This window comes from Kutzneria sp. 744, from assembly GCF_000568255.1.
In the GTDB taxonomy this organism is placed as follows: Bacteria; Actinomycetota; Actinomycetes; order Mycobacteriales; family Pseudonocardiaceae; genus Kutzneria.
The window spans coordinates 7,538,749-7,553,555 of record NZ_KK037166.1 but is presented as its reverse complement, the minus strand read 5'-3'; the positions used below and the strand labels follow the sequence as shown (position 1 = coordinate 7,553,555).

Annotated in this window: 14 protein-coding genes, 1 pseudogene and 1 riboswitch; of the genes and pseudogenes, 8 read left to right on the top strand and 7 right to left on the bottom strand. The window is 70.1% G+C overall.

The window, feature by feature from the left end; all coding sequences use genetic code 11:
* The 3 genes from KUTG_RS34815 to KUTG_RS54220 form a co-directional block, all read right to left on the bottom strand.
* The coding region (locus tag KUTG_RS34815; RefSeq protein ID WP_043731655.1) for an AAA family ATPase at positions 1-1,568 on the bottom strand (1,568 nt) is incomplete at its 3' end.
* 51 nt (positions 1,569-1,619) lie between these two features.
* Positions 1,620-1,703, bottom strand: a riboswitch (cobalamin riboswitch).
* A gap of 61 nt (positions 1,704-1,764) precedes the next feature.
* Complete coding sequence (locus tag KUTG_RS34810) at positions 1,765-2,727, bottom strand: SGNH/GDSL hydrolase family protein (protein WP_063753600.1); 963 nt, start codon at positions 2,725-2,727, stop codon at positions 1,765-1,767.
* Positions 2,728-2,788: 61 nt separating this feature from the next.
* The gene (locus KUTG_RS54220) at positions 2,789-3,319 is read right to left on the bottom strand and encodes a TetR/AcrR family transcriptional regulator (protein ID WP_052395740.1); all 531 of its coding nucleotides are present in this window, start codon (positions 3,317-3,319) and stop codon (positions 2,789-2,791) included.
* A 91-nt stretch (positions 3,320-3,410) separates the two neighbouring features.
* Between KUTG_RS54220 and KUTG_RS66530 the strand changes: the two genes are divergently transcribed.
* Together KUTG_RS66530 and KUTG_RS34795 are read left to right on the top strand one after the other, a co-directional pair.
* The gene (locus tag KUTG_RS66530) at positions 3,411-3,653 is read left to right on the top strand and encodes an alcohol dehydrogenase catalytic domain-containing protein (RefSeq protein WP_084580110.1); all 243 of its coding nucleotides are present in this window, start codon (positions 3,411-3,413) and stop codon (positions 3,651-3,653) included.
* A gap of 686 nt (positions 3,654-4,339) precedes the next feature.
* Positions 4,340-4,888 (top strand): quinone oxidoreductase family protein, encoded by a 549-nt coding sequence (locus KUTG_RS34795; protein ID WP_052395738.1) that lies wholly within the window; start codon positions 4,340-4,342, stop codon positions 4,886-4,888.
* Between the two features lie 7 nt (positions 4,889-4,895).
* On the opposite strand, the gene KUTG_RS34790 is transcribed toward KUTG_RS34795, so the two are convergent.
* Positions 4,896-5,975, bottom strand: a complete 1,080-nt coding sequence (locus tag KUTG_RS34790) for an aldo/keto reductase (RefSeq protein WP_043722942.1) — start codon at positions 5,973-5,975, stop codon at positions 4,896-4,898.
* Between the two features lie 125 nt (positions 5,976-6,100).
* On the opposite strand from KUTG_RS34790, the gene KUTG_RS34785 reads away from it, so the two are divergent.
* Both KUTG_RS34785 and KUTG_RS34780 read left to right on the top strand, forming a co-directional pair.
* Positions 6,101-6,997, top strand: a complete 897-nt coding sequence (locus tag KUTG_RS34785; RefSeq protein WP_198047400.1) for an AraC family transcriptional regulator — start codon at positions 6,101-6,103, stop codon at positions 6,995-6,997.
* A 41-nt stretch (positions 6,998-7,038) separates the two neighbouring features.
* Positions 7,039-8,206, top strand: a pseudogene (locus KUTG_RS34780) (8-amino-7-oxononanoate synthase); the annotation flags it as partial.
* Positions 8,207-8,799: 593 nt separating this feature from the next.
* Here the strand turns inward: KUTG_RS34780 and KUTG_RS34775 are convergent.
* Together KUTG_RS34775 and KUTG_RS34770 are read right to left on the bottom strand one after the other, a co-directional pair.
* The gene (locus tag KUTG_RS34775; protein ID WP_043722940.1) at positions 8,800-9,246 is read right to left on the bottom strand and encodes a GNAT family N-acetyltransferase; all 447 of its coding nucleotides are present in this window, start codon (positions 9,244-9,246) and stop codon (positions 8,800-8,802) included.
* 11 nt (positions 9,247-9,257) lie between these two features.
* A complete protein-coding gene (locus KUTG_RS34770; protein WP_232241127.1) occupies positions 9,258-10,055 on the bottom strand; it encodes a S1 family peptidase in 798 nt (265 codons plus the stop codon).
* A gap of 203 nt (positions 10,056-10,258) precedes the next feature.
* Between KUTG_RS34770 and KUTG_RS34765 the strand changes: the two genes are divergently transcribed.
* Positions 10,259-10,873, top strand: coding sequence for a LysE family translocator (locus KUTG_RS34765; protein ID WP_043722935.1), 615 nt, complete (start codon positions 10,259-10,261; stop codon positions 10,871-10,873).
* A gap of 55 nt (positions 10,874-10,928) precedes the next feature.
* Here KUTG_RS34765 and KUTG_RS34760 read toward each other — a convergent pair whose 3' ends face one another.
* Entirely contained in the window at positions 10,929-11,717 is a 789-nt protein-coding gene (locus tag KUTG_RS34760; RefSeq protein ID WP_043722932.1) for a S1 family peptidase, read from the bottom strand.
* A 148-nt stretch (positions 11,718-11,865) separates the two neighbouring features.
* Between KUTG_RS34760 and KUTG_RS54215 the strand changes: the two genes are divergently transcribed.
* Genes KUTG_RS54215 through KUTG_RS34745 form a run of 3 tightly spaced genes read left to right on the top strand, consistent with a single transcriptional unit; the run spans position 11,866 to position 14,807 of the window.
* Positions 11,866-12,567 carry a TetR/AcrR family transcriptional regulator gene (locus tag KUTG_RS54215; RefSeq protein WP_052395737.1) on the top strand — a complete coding sequence of 234 codons (702 nt, stop codon included), beginning with the start codon at positions 11,866-11,868 and terminating at the stop codon, positions 12,565-12,567.
* Positions 12,568-12,597: 30 nt separating this feature from the next.
* The gene (locus KUTG_RS34750) at positions 12,598-13,785 is read left to right on the top strand and encodes a cytochrome P450 (RefSeq protein WP_043722929.1); all 1,188 of its coding nucleotides are present in this window, start codon (positions 12,598-12,600) and stop codon (positions 13,783-13,785) included.
* A gap of 26 nt (positions 13,786-13,811) precedes the next feature.
* The gene (locus KUTG_RS34745; protein WP_043722927.1) at positions 13,812-14,807 is read left to right on the top strand and encodes an alpha/beta hydrolase; all 996 of its coding nucleotides are present in this window, start codon (positions 13,812-13,814) and stop codon (positions 14,805-14,807) included.

The following is a 14,807-nucleotide window of genomic DNA, read 5'->3' as shown; positions in this document are numbered from 1 at the left end:
AGCGCCACCTGGGCCTCGGTGCCGCGGAACGTCACGACGCCGACCTTGTCGCGGCGTTGGTAGGCGTCGCGGAGCAGGGACAGCACCGCGCCGCTCACGGCCGACATGCGCTGGCGCGCGGCCATCGAGCCGGAGGCGTCGACGGCGAACAGGACCAGGTTGCCCTCTTTGCCTTCACGGACGGCGAGGCGCAGGTCCTCGCCCTTGAGCCTGAGGCCCGCGCCGTCACGGCCGCGCGCCTTCTGGTGCGGGGCCGCCGCCGTGACCGTGCCGACGAGGTGCAGGCCGTGTCCGTCCACAATGGACGACCGAACCGTGCGACCACCGGCAGCGCGGGCCCTGGATCGCCGGCCGGGAGCGCCTTCGCCGACGCCGGGGACCTGCAACAGCCGCGCCTTGAACGCCGACGAGGGGGCGGCCGGGGCCTGGTCCTTCGGGGCCTTGCCCTCGCCCGGCTGCGGTTGCTGTTGCGGGGCTTGGGAATCTGGCCCACGGGAATCTGGTGGAGCCTCGCCGCCGTTCGGGTCGTCGTCGGGGTCGTTGTCGGGTTCTTCAAGCTCGGCGGCGGCCTGCTGCATGGCGTCCTGGAGCTGCTGCTCGTCCACGCCGGGCTCGTCGAACGGGTCGCGACGGCGACGGTGCGGCAGCGCGAGCCGGACCGCGGCCTCCACGTCCTCCTCCGTCACGGTGTTCGCGCCGCGCCATACGCAGTGCGCGATGGAGGTGCGTGCGACGACCAGGTCGGCGCGCATGCCATCCACCTCGAACGCCGCGCACACGGCGGCGATGCGGCGCAGCTCTGTGTCCGGCAGCACCACGTTCGGCAGCTCCTCGCGCGCCTTCACGATGCGCACCGCCAGTTCGGCGTCGGCCTCGGCCCAGTCGGCCGCGAAGCCCGCAGGGTCGGCCTCGTAGGCGAGGCGGCGGCGCACGACCTCCGTGCGCGTCGACACGTCGCGTGAGGCCAGCACCTGCACCGTGAGACCGAAGCGGTCCAGCAGCTGCGGCCGCAGTTCCCCCTCCTCGGGGTTCATCGTGCCCACGAGCAGGAACGACGCCGCGTGCGACACGGAGACGCCCTCGCGCTCCACGTGTGCCCGCCCCATCGCCGCCGCGTCCAGCAGCAGGTCCACGAGGTGGTCGTGCAGGAGGTTGACCTCATCCACGTACAGGACGCCGCGGTGCGCCGCCGCGAGCAGGCCCGGCTGGTACGCGCGGACCCCCTCGGTCAACGCGCGCTCCAGGTCCAGCGAGCCGACGAGGCGGTCCTCGGTCGCACCGACCGGCAGCTCCACCAGCCGTGACGGCCTACGGTCGTCGCCCACGGCGTGCGGGCCGTCCGGGCAGTCGGGGTCGGGGTTGGCCGGGTCGCACGCGAACCGACAGTCCGGCACCACGTCCAACTCCGGCAGCAGCGCGGCCAGCGCGCGCACGATCGTCGACTTCGCGGTGCCCTTCTCGCCGCGCACCAGCACACCGCCGATGGCCGGGTGCACGGCGTTGAGCAACAGGGACAGCCGTAGGTCGTCGTGCCCCACTACTGCGGAGAACGGGAAACGAGGTGCCATGCCAGGTCCTTCCTCGGGTGTCCACGCCCGGGTCCGGTCGGGCGAGGGGCCGAGTTCCTGACTCCCGGGCCGCAGTCGATGAACTGCGGCCAGGTCACAGTGGCGGGACCGTCCCGGGCTCACACCGGGTTCCTCGCGCACACCTCGCTGTCGGCGGGCAGTCTAGTTGGACGGCCGCCGACAGCGGGGGGTCGAATCAGCCCTTGAGCAGGGCCTGGGCCAGCTGCGTGAGGGTGCTCACACTCGCGACGGACCCGTGCGGCGCCGCGGACGTCACGCTGCGGCTCACGCCGAGGGCCTTGGCGATGACCGCCGCCTCACCGACCATGCCCGCCTTGCGCGGGTGGTACGGGAACGCGGCGAACAGGTTGAAGTTCTTGCCCTGGATCCAGGCGTTGCTGCCGGCGCAGGCGTCGTGCCCGAGCGACGGCGTGTAGGTGTCGACGTAGGTCGCGTCGGCGGCGCTTGCCGCGTTGGACACGGCGGTGTTGAGGGCGCGCTCGATGCTGTCCAGGTACGGGTAGTCGCCGTCGGCGAACGGCAGCACGTCCGGGCACGTGCCGGTGGGCGGCGCGATGCGCGGGTAGCCGATGACCAGCACCTTCGCGTGCGGCGACCGCTGGTGGATGCCCTGCAGCACGGCCGTCACCTTGTCCTGCGTGGCGGCGATGCTGGTCAGCAGCGTGTCCTGCCCGTTCACGGTGAAGTGCGCCTTGCACGGCGCGCCGTGCGGGTCCGAGTCGCGCAGGTCGGGGCAGGTGCCGACGACGTTGCCGAACACGCCGTCGTCATTGCCGCCGATGCCCAGCGTGACCAGGTCCGTGTCTGCGCGCAGGGCGTTGAACTGCGGGGCATTGCTGCCCAGCGGAACGCTCTGCGAGGCGGTCATGTCGGTGGTGTCCGCGCCGCCGCAGCTGGCGTCCCGGTAGCTGTCCACGCGAAGGGTCGCGGCCAGCAGCGCCGGGTAGTTGTTGGTGGAGCGCGCGCACCCGAGCGGGTCGAGGCGCATGAACGGGATGAACGGGCCCGAGGTGTAGGAGTCGCCGAGGGCGACATAGCGGGCGTAGGCGGGCGTGGCCGCGGTGGCGGCCCCGGCTCCCACGGTGACGAGTGACGTGACGACAACAACCGCAGCCGTGAGCACGCGGCGCAGGGTCATGGCTCCTCCACGCTGAGCAGCGAATCGACCGCTCAGTGTGGTCGGATCGGCCTAGCGTGGGTCAATCACCCAACACGCTCGATGTCAGGGCCAGCACGTTCACCCTGAGTGTGTCCTCCTGTCCCGGCTCCACCATCTCGCTGCGCATGCTGCCGATGATCACCTTGGCCAGGAACTCGCCGTCGGCCTCGGGCCGGACCTCGGCGATCAGCTCGGCCAGCTGGACGCCCCAGCGCGGCAGCGAGGCGCCGCCACCGGTGCACTCGGTCCGCTCCATCGCCGCCATCAGCGGCCGCAGCCGCAGCACGATCAGCTCGAACATCTCGTCGACCAGGCGGATCGCCCGCTCCCGGGCCGGCACGGCCACGTCCGCGGCCCGCTCGTTGGCCGCGATCCACCACTGCGCGGTCCGCTCGTCGACCACCGCCCGGACCAGGCCGTCACGATCGCCGAAGCGACGGAACAGGGTGCCCTTGCCGACGCCGGCGGCGGACGCGATGGCGTCCATGGAGACCCCCGGGCCGTGGTGGCACAGCAGGTCGCCGGCCACCTGAATGATCACCCGGTGGTTGCGCACGGCGTCGACTCGCATGGTTCCCATCTTGCCCCTTGACACGACCGGACCGGCGGTCCGTATAGTCGACGTCACAAGCGGACCGCCGGTCCGCGAGTCAGGGGGAATCATGAAGGCAGTGCGTCACCACCGCCACGGCGGCCCGGAGGTCCTCGTGCTGGAGGACGTGCCGGATCCCACGCCGGGCCCCGGCGAGCTGCTCGTCCGGGTGGCGGCGGCCGGGGTCAACTACGCCGACACCATGCTGCGGTCCCACGAGCCCGACGAGCGCTTCCGCCCACCGGGCGGTTTTCCCGTCATCCCCGGCATTGAGGGTCGGTTTATTACGAATATCTGCCTCTCCCAAACGTAGGCCCCTACTTCGACACGTGGCATCAAGGTGACTGGACGGACTTCATGTTCCACACCATTTCAACGTCTCTTTTGATGTGCATCCAGGACCAGCATTTCGCAGATAATGTCTTCAACGGCTACGCGCCCGTGTCGGGTCAGTAGAAGCTCGGCAAGGGTTATGTAAGGTTTGGTAGTGTGTGCAGCTATGTACCTGGCACCTTTGTGGGCACTCGCTCCGTCGCGGTATTGATCACCGTTTAATCGAATGTTTCACTTGTGATCCTTGCGCCGGAAAAAAGTTCCTTAGCTACTGGGCCATGCGACGCCGCAGACTTATCCTCGGTCAAGAAACGCGAGAGTAATCTGGTTTGAGAATAACCACGGGCGACCTCCGGCAAATAGAGGACGAGTCTGTGTGGATGCAATCCACAATAGCATACCTGACCGATCAGTCTTCAACGCCCCTTGGTTTGCTAGGAGTCAGGTCTAGAGTCTAAGGGCCCAGCACTATGCTAATCTTTACGCATGTCAATGACTAGGCCAGCAGACGTCGATTAGCTAGATAAATCTCGACACCTCGCATTATGCCAACGAAGCCCGAGAATAGATTGAAGTACGCGGGAAGAGTCTCCCATCCCCATTCCCGACGACCTGGACGACCACCAGGCCCTGGCCCTGTTCGCCCAGGGGGCCACCGCCGTCGGCGTGATCGACGTCGCCCGCCTCACCGCCGCCGACACGGTGCTGGTGGAGGCCGCGGCAGGTGGCGTCGGTTCGCTGTTGGTCCAGCTGGCCAAGCGCACAGGCGCCACCGTCATCGCCGCCGCCTCCAGCGCCAGCAAGCTCGATCTCGCCCGCAGCCTGGGCGCGGACCGGGTGGTGGACTACAGCCGCGATGGCTGGACCGAGGGGGTCGGCCCAGTCACCGTGGTGCTGGAGGCCGTGGGCGGCCAGACCGCCGCCGAGGCCTTCCGGCTGCTCTCGCCGTTCGGCCGCATGGTGTTGTACGGCTACGCCTCCGGCGAGCCCGCCGCCATCACCACCACCGACGTCTTCACCGGCGGCGCCGAGCTCATCCCGTTCAGCCTCACCTACGACGCCGCCCTGCTGCCCGACTACACGCTGCGGGCGTTCGAGCTGGCCGGCGAGCTCAAGCCCGTCATCGGCGAGGTCTTACCCCTGGCCGAGGCGGCCAAGGCCCACCGCGCGCTGGAGGAGAGGAGCTCGGTCGGCAAGCTGGTCCTAGTGCCGTGACGTCGGCTCAGCGCTGGTCGGACGCCGCGCCCACCGCCGGGTGCGCCGGGTAGGTCACACCATCCACGGTCATGCCGCCGAACTCGAGCGCCGGCGCGTGCCGGTTGGCACTGGCCGGGAAGGCCAGCTTCGGCTCGGACAGCTTGTCCAGGCGGGCGCGCTGCTCCGGGCTGAGCGTGATGTCCAGCGCGGTGATGTTGGACCGGAACTGCTCCATGGTGCGGGCGCCGATGATCGTCGAGGTGACACCGGGCCGGCCCTGCACCCAGGACAGCGCCACCGCGGCCGAGCTGGCGCCGATCTCCTTGGCGATCTCGTTAACGGCGTCGATCACCTCGTACTCGGCGGTGGTCGGCGGCTGGAAGAAGCCGTTGTTGCCGCGGGCCGAGGTCGCCGGTTGGCCGCTGGAGTACTTGCCGGAGAGGAAGCCGTTCTTCAGCGGGCTCCACGGCATGACGCCGATGCCCAGCTCCCTGGCCGCCGGGATCATCTCGCCCTCCGAGGTCCGCTCCAGCAGCGAGTACTCCAGCTGCATCGCGGTGACCGACACCCACGAGCGGAACTTGGCGGTGACCACGGCCTCGGCCACCTTCCACGCCGGCACGTCGGACAGGCCGACGTAGCGGATCTTGCCCGCGGTGACCAGGTCGTCCAGGGTGCGCATGGTCTCCTCGATCGGCATGTAGCCGTCGTAGTTGTGCACCCAGTACATGTCCACGTAGTCGGTCCGGAGCCGGCGCAGCGAGTTCTCCAGCTGCTGGATGATCGCCTTGCGGCCGATGCCACCGCCGTTGGGGTCGCCGGGACGGAGGTTGCAGAAGAACTTGGTGCCCAGCACCACGCCGTCGCGCACGCCGGGGTGGGCGGCGAAGTAGTCGCCGATGATGCGTTCGGAGTGGCCCGCGGTGTAGAGGTTGGCCGTGTCGATCGAGTTGCCGCCCCGGTCGAGGTAGGCGGCGAGGATGTCGGCCGACACCTCGGGGCTGCTGCCCCAGCCGAAGTCCTCGCCGAAGGTCATGGTGCCCAGGGTGAAGGGGCTGACCCGCAGGCCGGACTGTCCGAGGGTGACGTACGAGTCCAGCGACATGACACACGCTCCTGTTGTCTGATCCGATCACTTGCTCCTTCTAGTTGACCAGCGGATCCGCATCTCTCCTAGAACGATCAACTCCACTGGTTGCACGATCTGCGCAACTTTGGTGCGATGGGGGCGTGCTGACGACGATGCGGGAACTGGCCGGGCGGATCGCCCGGCTGCATGCGAGCCCCACTCACCCGGTGTGGCTCGACGGCCTGCGGGTGAATGTCAGCACCACGACCTCCGCCGGGATGGGCGGTCTCACCCGACCCGTGCTGGCGCTGGTCGCCCAGGGCGCGAAGCAGACGACCCTGGCCGACCGGGTCTACGACTACCGGGCCGGGCAGTACCTGATCGCGTCGCTGGAGCTGCCGGTGACCGGTCGGATCACCCGGGCCAGCGCCGCCGAGCCCTTCATCGGGCTGGGACTGCCCCTACGTAGGGAGGTGATCACCGAGCTGCTGCTGGAGACCGGCGGCGGCAGTCGCGCCGATGACGACGCCGGCAGCGGCATCGTCACCGCCGACGCCGACGAGGAGCTCCTGGACGCCGTCGTCCGCCTGCTGCGGCTGCTGGACCGCCCCGCCGACTTCACCGTGCTCGGTCCCGGCGTCGAACGCGAGATCCACTGGCACCTCATGAACGGTCCCCGTGGCGCCGCGGTCCGCCGCATCGGCATGGAGGACAGCCGCGTGTCCCTGGTCGGACGGGCCACCCAGTGGATCTCCCGCCACTTCGACCGCACCATCCGCATCGCCGACCTGGCCGACGAGATCGGAGTCAGCGTCGCCACCCTCAACCGCCACTTCCGCGCCGTCACGGCCATGAGCCCGCTCCAGTACCAGAAGCAGCTCCGCCTCCAGCAGGCCCGCCTGCGCCTCATGGCCGCCCCCGACGATGTCGCCGCCGTCGGTTACGCCGTCGGCTACGACAGCCCCTCCCAGTTCAGCCGCGAGTACCGGCGCCTGTTCGGCGAGCCCCCCGGCCGCGACATGCACCGCATCCAGGAATACACCGAGGTCGGCGCCTGACCAGGACCGTCCTGGCAGCGGGCCAGGCGCCTGATGCGAGACTGGCGGGCGTGACCGCTGGTAACCCGCTTCCCGCGCCCGACGAGGTGTTCGACTGGATCGACGTCCGGGCGCAGGCCCGGCAGGAGGCGGGGCTGGCCCGCCAGCTGCGGCCGCGGGCGGCCGGGTCGGACGCGCTGGATCTGGCCAGCAACGACTACCTGGGTCTGGCCCGGGACAAGCGGGTGGCCGGGGCGGCCGCGGCGGCGGCGCTGAAGTGGGGGGCCGGGTCGACGGGGTCACGCCTGGTGACGGGCTCGACGGAGCTGCACACGGAGCTGGAGCTGGAGCTCGCGTCGTTCTGCGGCATGCAGGCGGCGCTGGTGTTCTCCTCGGGCTTCATGGCCAACCTGGCCGCGGTGTCGGCGCTGACCGGGCCGGGCACGGCGATCGTGGCCGACAAGCTGATCCACGCCTCGCTGATCGACGGGACGCGGCTGTCCAAGGCCGACGTGGCGGTCATGGGCCACTGCGACGTGGCCGGCGTGACCAATGCGCTGGCCAAGCGCAAGCACGAGCGGGCGCTGGTGGTCACCGACTCCGTCTTCTCCGTGGACGGGGACCTCGCGCCGCTGGCGCCGCTGGCCCATGCGTGTGGCAAGCACGGGGCGGCGCTGCTGGTGGACGACGCCCACGGCTTCGGCGTGATCGGGGAGGCCGGCAAGGGCGCGGTGCACGACGCCGGCCTGGCCGGTTCGCCGAACGTGGTGATGACGCTGACCCTGTCCAAGTCCCTCGGCGCCCAGGGCGGCGCCATCCTCGGCCCGCGCCGGGTGATCAAGCACATGGTCGACCACGCCCGCAGCTTCATCTTCGACACCGGCCTCGCCCCCGGCAGCGTCGCCGCGGCCCTGACCGCCCTGCGCGTCCTCAAGGAGGAGCCGCAGCTGGCCGGCCAGGCCCGCCAGAACGCCTTCGAACTCACCGAGCGCCTCACCGCCGCCGGCCTCCAGGTCAGCACCCCGACCGCCGCCGTCGTCTCCGTGCGGGCCCCGTCCCCCGAGGCCGCCGTGGCCTGGGCCAACGACTGCCGGACCGCTGGCGTCGTGGTCGGCTGCTTCCGCCCGCCGTCGACCCCCGACCAGATCTCCCGCCCGCCTGCGCCTGACCGCCCGCGCCGACGACGTCGACCGCGCGGTCGACTCATCACCGCACGCACCGCCAGTAGGCCCCAAGGGCCGAACGCGGGCGCGTGATGGCGCAAACCATTCGCGTCAACTGGTCAAGCAGAGCTCCCAGGCGTCGCCGCGGAAACTGGCCCCCCACGCTCGCCGGCGGGGTGGGTGCCGCCGCAGACGGTCTTTGTAGATTCCCGGGGTCTGGCGTGGGTTAGATGGGTGAAGGAAGTCGGGGCCCCCACACGCTGAGGTTCGGGCGCGGGAGGGCGGGGAAGGCCGGGCATTCCCGCTGACGCCCGACCTCCGTGACATCGCAGGTGAGCAGTCCTCGGGGTGGACGGTGACTTGAAGTAGGGGTTGGCCACGGAGTTGGCCGAGCAGCCCAATCGGGATGGTTGGGCGGGGTGCGCACCGCACCGGCATAGGCGGGCGGAACGAGGGCGAGCGCGGCCATGCCGGCGGCGAGCACCGCCGACACGGCCGTGAATCTGGGCGTCATCCGGGGAACCTCCAAGAGCTCGAAGGGGAATCCACGGATGGACGCTAGTGAGCGGAAAACCCGCGCGGGATCGCACAAGAGGCTCGTCAGTAGATGACGGAGCGTCAGAGGGCTCACCCGTCGATATGACGAACCGTCATATCGAGCTAGCCGTTGCGGCGCATGACAACGTGCGGGATGCCGTCCTCCAGGAACTCCTCACCCTCGGTCACGTAGCCGAAGCGGGCGTAGAAGGACTTCACGGCCACCTGGGCGTCCAGCACGCTGGGCGCGGAGCCGATCTCGGCCACGGCGGCCTCCATGAGCCGGCCGGACAGGCCGTTGCCCCGGGCGTCGGCGGCGGTGCAGACGCGGCCGACACGGAAGGAGCCGTCCCGCTCCTCCAGCAGCCGAAGGACCGCCAGCACCCGGCCGTCGTCCCCGGCCAGCCAGAAGTGCCGGGTGGAGGGCTCCAGGTCCCGGCCGTCGAGCTCGGGATAGGGGCACTTCTGCTCGACGACGAAGATGTCGACCCGGAGCCGCAGCAGGTCGTAGAGCTGCTGCGGCGTCAGGTCGGCGGCCCACTCGCGGCGCAGGGTGGCGTGAAGCGTCATGCCACTTGGTATCACGCGTGGAGCTGGGCAGAAACCTCGTCTTCGTACGAGGTCAGCCGGGTGTACACGCCGGGTTTGCCCGCCCGCGCGCAGCCGTCGCCCCACGACACGACGCCGACCAGTCGGCCGTCGACGACCATGGGCCCGCCGGAGTCGCCGGCGCAGGCGTCCCGGCCGCCGTTGGGATAGCCGGCGCACACCATGGACGTGGCGTCGTAGTCGGATTCCTCGCTGGAGCAGGTCTGGTCGGAGACCACGGGCACCCGCACCGACTGGAGCGTGGGCGAAGGCCCGGCGGTCTCGCCGACCCGGCCCCAGCCGAGCACGGTGGCCACGACGCCGGGGGCGTAGCCGGAGGCGTCGCCGGCAGCGACCAGGGGCAGCGTCCGGTACGGCACGGAGCGGGACAGCGTCAGCACGGCGACGTCGTGCCCGGTGCCGACGTCGCGGAAGCTCGGATCGGCCCACACCGACGAGACCCGGACCTGCATGCCGTCGCTGGTGCGCAGGTCGGTGCGGCCGGCGACGATCCGCAGCGAGGACGGCGACTTGGTGGTCATGCCGCCGGTGGCCAGCGCCTGCGTGACGCAGTGCGCGGCGGTGACGACCTTGGTCGGCCCGACGAGGGTGCCGCCGCAGAAGAAGGCGCCGTTGCTGGTGGTCAGGGCGACGACCCACGGCGTGGTGGTGGTGCTGGCCTCGTCGCCGCCGACGATGCGGGGCGTGCCGGCGCCGGCGCCGTAAGCGGGCGCAGAGCACAGCAGGAGCGAGGCGAGGACGGCGGCCGACCGCCGGACATAAGAGGGCACGGCAAGCACTCCTACAGGGAGGGGAGGCCACAGACCGTAGCCGATCCACAACCCCGGGTGGGCCGCGACCGAGATCACTCACCCGAACGTGTCAACGCCGGAAAATCTCCCGTTAGAATCTCATAAGTACGAAGAATCCTCTGTCAGCACGCCTGACGACGGGCGTTTGTTCTGCAACGCCCCGCTTGGACCGGAGTTTTGCCGTGAAGTTCGACGTCAGCACCCTGCCCGCCTTCCTGCTCGCCTGCCTGGTCGTGGTCATCACGCCGGGCATGGACGCGTTCCTGCTGCTCAGGACGTCGTTAAGGGCGGGAACGAGGGCCGGCCTGCGGGCGTTGGCCGGCGTGCACACGGCCAGCGCGGTGCAGATCGGCCTCGTCGTCTCGGGCCTGGGCGCGCTGCTGGCCGGTTACCCCGCGTTGCTCCAGGTGCTGCGCTGGCTCGGGGCCGCCTACCTGGCCTTCCTCGCCGCGCAGATCGTCCGGGGCCTGCTGAGGCCGCGGCCCCAGGAGTCGGACGAACCGGTCGCCGTGGCTCATCCGTTCCGGCAGGGCTTCCTGTCCAACCTGATGAACCCGAAGATGCTGCTGTTCTCCCTGGCGTTCCTGCCGCAATTCATCGGATCGGGTGACGCCGTACTCCAGCTCGGGGTGCTGGGCGTCATCTTCCTGGCGCTGGCCGCGTGCTGGGAGGCGACGATCGTGCTCGCCGCCGGCCGCATGTCGCGGCGGCTGCAGCGGCCGGGCGTCACGACCACTCTGGACGCCGTGTCGGCGGCCGCGTTCCTGACCATCTCGGTGGGACTGGTCCTGGCCTGAACGACGGCGCCCGCCCCGGAGAAGTCCGGGACGGGCGCCGTGGCCAGCAGAGTGGTCAGAATCCGGTCGGCGGCGCCGAACCGCCCAGCTGCGCCTCGATCGCCGGCTCGTACGACGCCACGCGGGTGTAGACGCCGTAGTAGCCGGGCCGGGCGCAGCCCTCGCCGAACGACGTGATGCCGATCAGCACCCCGCCGATCTCCAGTGGCCCACCGGAATCGCCCTGACACGTGTCGACGCCGCCCTGGGCGTAGCCCGCGCACACCATCGCCGTGGCGCGGAACTCCGGATAGGACTTGCCGCACGCGTCGGCCGCGGCCAGCGGCACCTGAGCCATCATCAGGTACCTCGACACTTCGCCGGACTCCGCCGTCCGGCCCCAGCCGAGCACCGTGGCCACGGCATTGGCCTGGTACAGCGACGCGTCCTTGGCCAGCGGCAGCGGCGGCACGTTGACCGGACGGCTCAACGTGATCACCGCGAAGTCGGAGCCGCTGGTCGGATCGCCCTTGTAGTCCGGGGAGACCCAGATGGACTTGGCGGTGACGACCCGCCCGTCGGTGCTCTGCTTGTCCTCGCGGCCGACGACGGCCCGCAGGTTGTCCGCCCGCTGGTCGGCCATGCAGTGCGCCGCGGTGAGCACCTTGGTGGCCGCGACCACGGTGCCGCCGCAGAACTGGAACCCGGTGGCGTCGGTCAGATAGACGACCCACGGGTACTCCACGATGCTGGCCCGTTCGCCGCCGACGACGCGGGGTGTGGCGGCCGCCGGAACGGCGGCGGCGAGGGCGACTAAGACGGCGGCCACCACCACGGTCAGGCGGCTCGACCTGGAGATTCGCATACCCGTAACGGAACAGGCCAGTGCCCTCCGTCACAAGGAAACCCACTCGCCGGGGTGTCACACGATAGGCGTTGACGGCCCGACGGCGCGGGTCTAGCGTGACTCGTGACCGGATAAGAAATCTGGTCATGAGTCAAGGAGGCGCACGATGCCGGGGCAGCACGAGCGTGGGGAGCGGATCCTCGACGCGGCCGCCGACCTGGTCCTGCGCTGGGGCTACAAGCGCGTGACCATCGAAGAGGTGGCCAAACAGGCCGGCATCGGCAAGGGCACCGTCTACCTGCACTTCCGCAACCGCAGCGAGCTGTTCCTGAGCGTGTTGGTGCGGGAGTCGGTCCTGCTGACCGGCGAGATGCTCGACGAGCTCCGGCAGGACCCGATCATGATGCTGCCGGCCGAGCAGGCGCAGCTGGTCTACCTGGGCGTGATGAGGCGGCCGTTGCTGCGGGCCATGTTCAGTCGCAACATCGAGATCCTCGGCGACCTCGCGCTGGACCCGGCCATGCAGCCGCTGCGCCGGGTGAAGATCGACCTGTTCGGCGATCTTTTCCAGGTGCTGCGCGAGCACGAGCTGGTCCGCACCGACCAGAGCATCGAGGCCCAGCGGCACGTGATGTCGGCCGTGCAGACCGGGTTCTACCTGGCCGGGCCGATGTTGGGGCCATACAACACGCACGACGACGAGGCCACGGCGGCACTGCTGGCCCACACCGTCCGCGAGGCATTGCACGCACCCGGCCCGCCCGACCGGGCGGTGCTCGAGGCGCTGCAGCCCAAGGTGCTCGCGATGCTGACGGACTTCCACAACGCACTCGCGGCCACGGTCCACGGCAGCTCGCCGGAGGACTGAGCACACAACGTCAAAGCTAGGGGGATTCTCATGACCACCACGGCGAAGCCCACCCTCCAGGACTTCCTTGACTACCTGGAGGGTCTGCGGACGCAGGGCCAGGTCGTGCACGACGAGCGGACGCAGGCCTGGATGGTGCTGGGCCAGCCCGAGGTCGACGAGGTGCTGCACAACGCGCGCGTGTTCGGCTCGGACCTGTCCGAGCTGGTGCCGATGTCCGACGAGTTCACCCTGTTCGCCAAGGGCAACTTCGTGCAGATGGACGACCCGCGGCACAAGCAGCTGCGGGGCATGGTCAGCCGGGCCTTCACGCCGCGGTTCGTGGCCGGCATGGAGCCGGCCATCCACGACCTGACCGTGGAGCTGCTCGACGCCGCCGGCGCCGAGTTCGACCTGGTCGACGCGCTGGCCCACCCGCTGCCCGTGATCGTCATCGCCAACCTGCTGGGCATCCCGCTGTCGGACCAGGCGGTGTTCCGCCGCTGGGCCGACACGCTGCTGGACCGGGACGTCCCGCAGGACAAGCCGATCGCGCAGATCCGCGAGGAGATCACCGCGCAGGTCGCGCCGGTGATGCGGGAGATGAACGACTACTTCCTGGAGTTCATCAAGCAGCGCCGCCGCAACCCGGGCGACGACCTGACCAGCAAGCTCACCATGGTCGAGGAGGAGGGCAAGCGGCTGGACGACGTCGAGATCGTCGGCTTCGTCGGCCTGCTGCTGCTGGCCGGCCACATCACCACCACGGCCACCCTGGGCAACAGCATCCTGACGTTCCACGAGAACCAGGACGCCATCGCCGAGGTCCGCCGGGACCTGTCGCTGCTGCCGGCGGCGATCGAGGAGGTGCTGCGGCTGCGCACGCCGTTCCCGCGGGTGGCCCGGGTGACCCACGAGGAGACGGTGCTCGGTGGCGTCACCATCCCGGCCGGGCAGATGGTGCTGCCGATGCTGACCGCGGCCAACCGGGACGAGCGGGTGTTCCCGAACCCGAGCCGGTTCGACCTGCACCGGGAGCCCAACCACCACGCGTCGTTCGGCCGGGGCATCCACGTCTGCCTTGGCGCGCCCTTGGCCCGGCTGGAGGCCAGGGTCGCGCTGAAGATCATGTTCGAGCGCTACGCCGACATCCAGGTGGTCGAGGACGGGGTCGAGGAGCGCAACCCGTTCGCCATGGTCGCCGTGACCAAGCTGCCGCTCGCCGTGAGGCCGGTTTAGCCAGCTCATGGCCGATACTGTCGGGCGTGGAACGCGATGTGCTCGGTGACGACTACGAGGTGTTGACGCTCCCGCTCGGCGCGCTGCCGGCGGGCGCCGGACCGGGTGGCGACAACGTCGCCCACCTGGTCCGCTATCGGCCCAAGGGCGTGGACGCCGGCAAGCCCGTGAACGGGGCCCTGCTCTACGTGCACGGCTTCACCGACTACTTCTTCCAGACCCACGTCGCCGAGCACTTCGCGGCCCGCGGCTACGACTTCTACGCCGTGGACCTGAGGGCCTACGGGCGGTCGCTGCAACCGGGGCAGCTGCCCAACTTCGTCACCGACCTCAATTTCCACTTCGAGGAGCTCGACGCGGCGGCGCGCATCATCCACGACGAGGACGGCCACTCCCGGCTGACGTTGATGGGCCACTCGACCGGCGGGCTGATCTCCATCATGTGGGCCCACGAGCGGCGTGACGACAACGTGGTGGACGCGCTGGTGCTCAACAGCCCGTGGATGGACCTGGCCGAGGGCTGGTTCCTGCGCACCGTCGGCACCCGGGTGGTCGACGTGCTGGGCCGGATCAGCCCGACCGCCGTGGTGCAGAAGGGCTTGGAGAGCCCCTACGGCCTGAGCCTGCACCGGGACAACAACGGCGAGTGGGAGTTCAACACCGACTGGAAGCCCACCAACGGGTTCCCGGTGCGGGCCGGCTGGCTGCGCACGATCCGCCGCCAGCACGCCCGGCTGCACCGCGGGCTGGACGTGCGGGTCCCGGTGCTGCTGCTGCGGTCCTCGCACAGCCTGCTCAAGACCAAGGCGTGGAGCCCGGAGGCGATGCGCGCCGACACCGTGCTGGACGTGACCCACATGCAGAAGTGGGCCTCGAAGATCGGCCCGCACGTGACGGTGGTGTCGGTCGAGGGCGGCATGCACGACCTGTTCCTGTCGCCCGAGGCGGTCCGGGAGCGGGCCCTGTCCGAGACCGTCGACTGGTTGGAGGGTCTCCACTCGCGAGACCGGCTCGTAGAGTGA

Bases quoted from the DNA above. Each gene is read 5' to 3' on its own strand.
- KUTG_RS34810 (WP_063753600.1), bottom strand. From the start codon at position 2,727: ATGACCCTGCGCCGCGTGCTCACGGCTGCGGTTGTTGTCGTCACGTCA.
- KUTG_RS54220 (WP_052395740.1), bottom strand. From the start codon at position 3,319: ATGCGAGTCGACGCCGTGCGCAACCACCGGGTGATCATTCAGGTGGCC.
- KUTG_RS66530 (WP_084580110.1), top strand. From the start codon at position 3,411: ATGAAGGCAGTGCGTCACCACCGCCACGGCGGCCCGGAGGTCCTCGTG.
- KUTG_RS34790 (WP_043722942.1), bottom strand. From the start codon at position 5,975: ATGTCGCTGGACTCGTACGTCACCCTCGGACAGTCCGGCCTGCGGGTC.
- KUTG_RS34775 (WP_043722940.1), bottom strand. From the start codon at position 9,246: ATGACGCTTCACGCCACCCTGCGCCGCGAGTGGGCCGCCGACCTGACG.
- KUTG_RS34760 (WP_043722932.1), bottom strand. From the start codon at position 11,717: ATGCGAATCTCCAGGTCGAGCCGCCTGACCGTGGTGGTGGCCGCCGTC.
- KUTG_RS54215 (WP_052395737.1), top strand. From the start codon at position 11,866: ATGCCGGGGCAGCACGAGCGTGGGGAGCGGATCCTCGACGCGGCCGCC.
- KUTG_RS34750 (WP_043722929.1), top strand. From the start codon at position 12,598: ATGACCACCACGGCGAAGCCCACCCTCCAGGACTTCCTTGACTACCTG.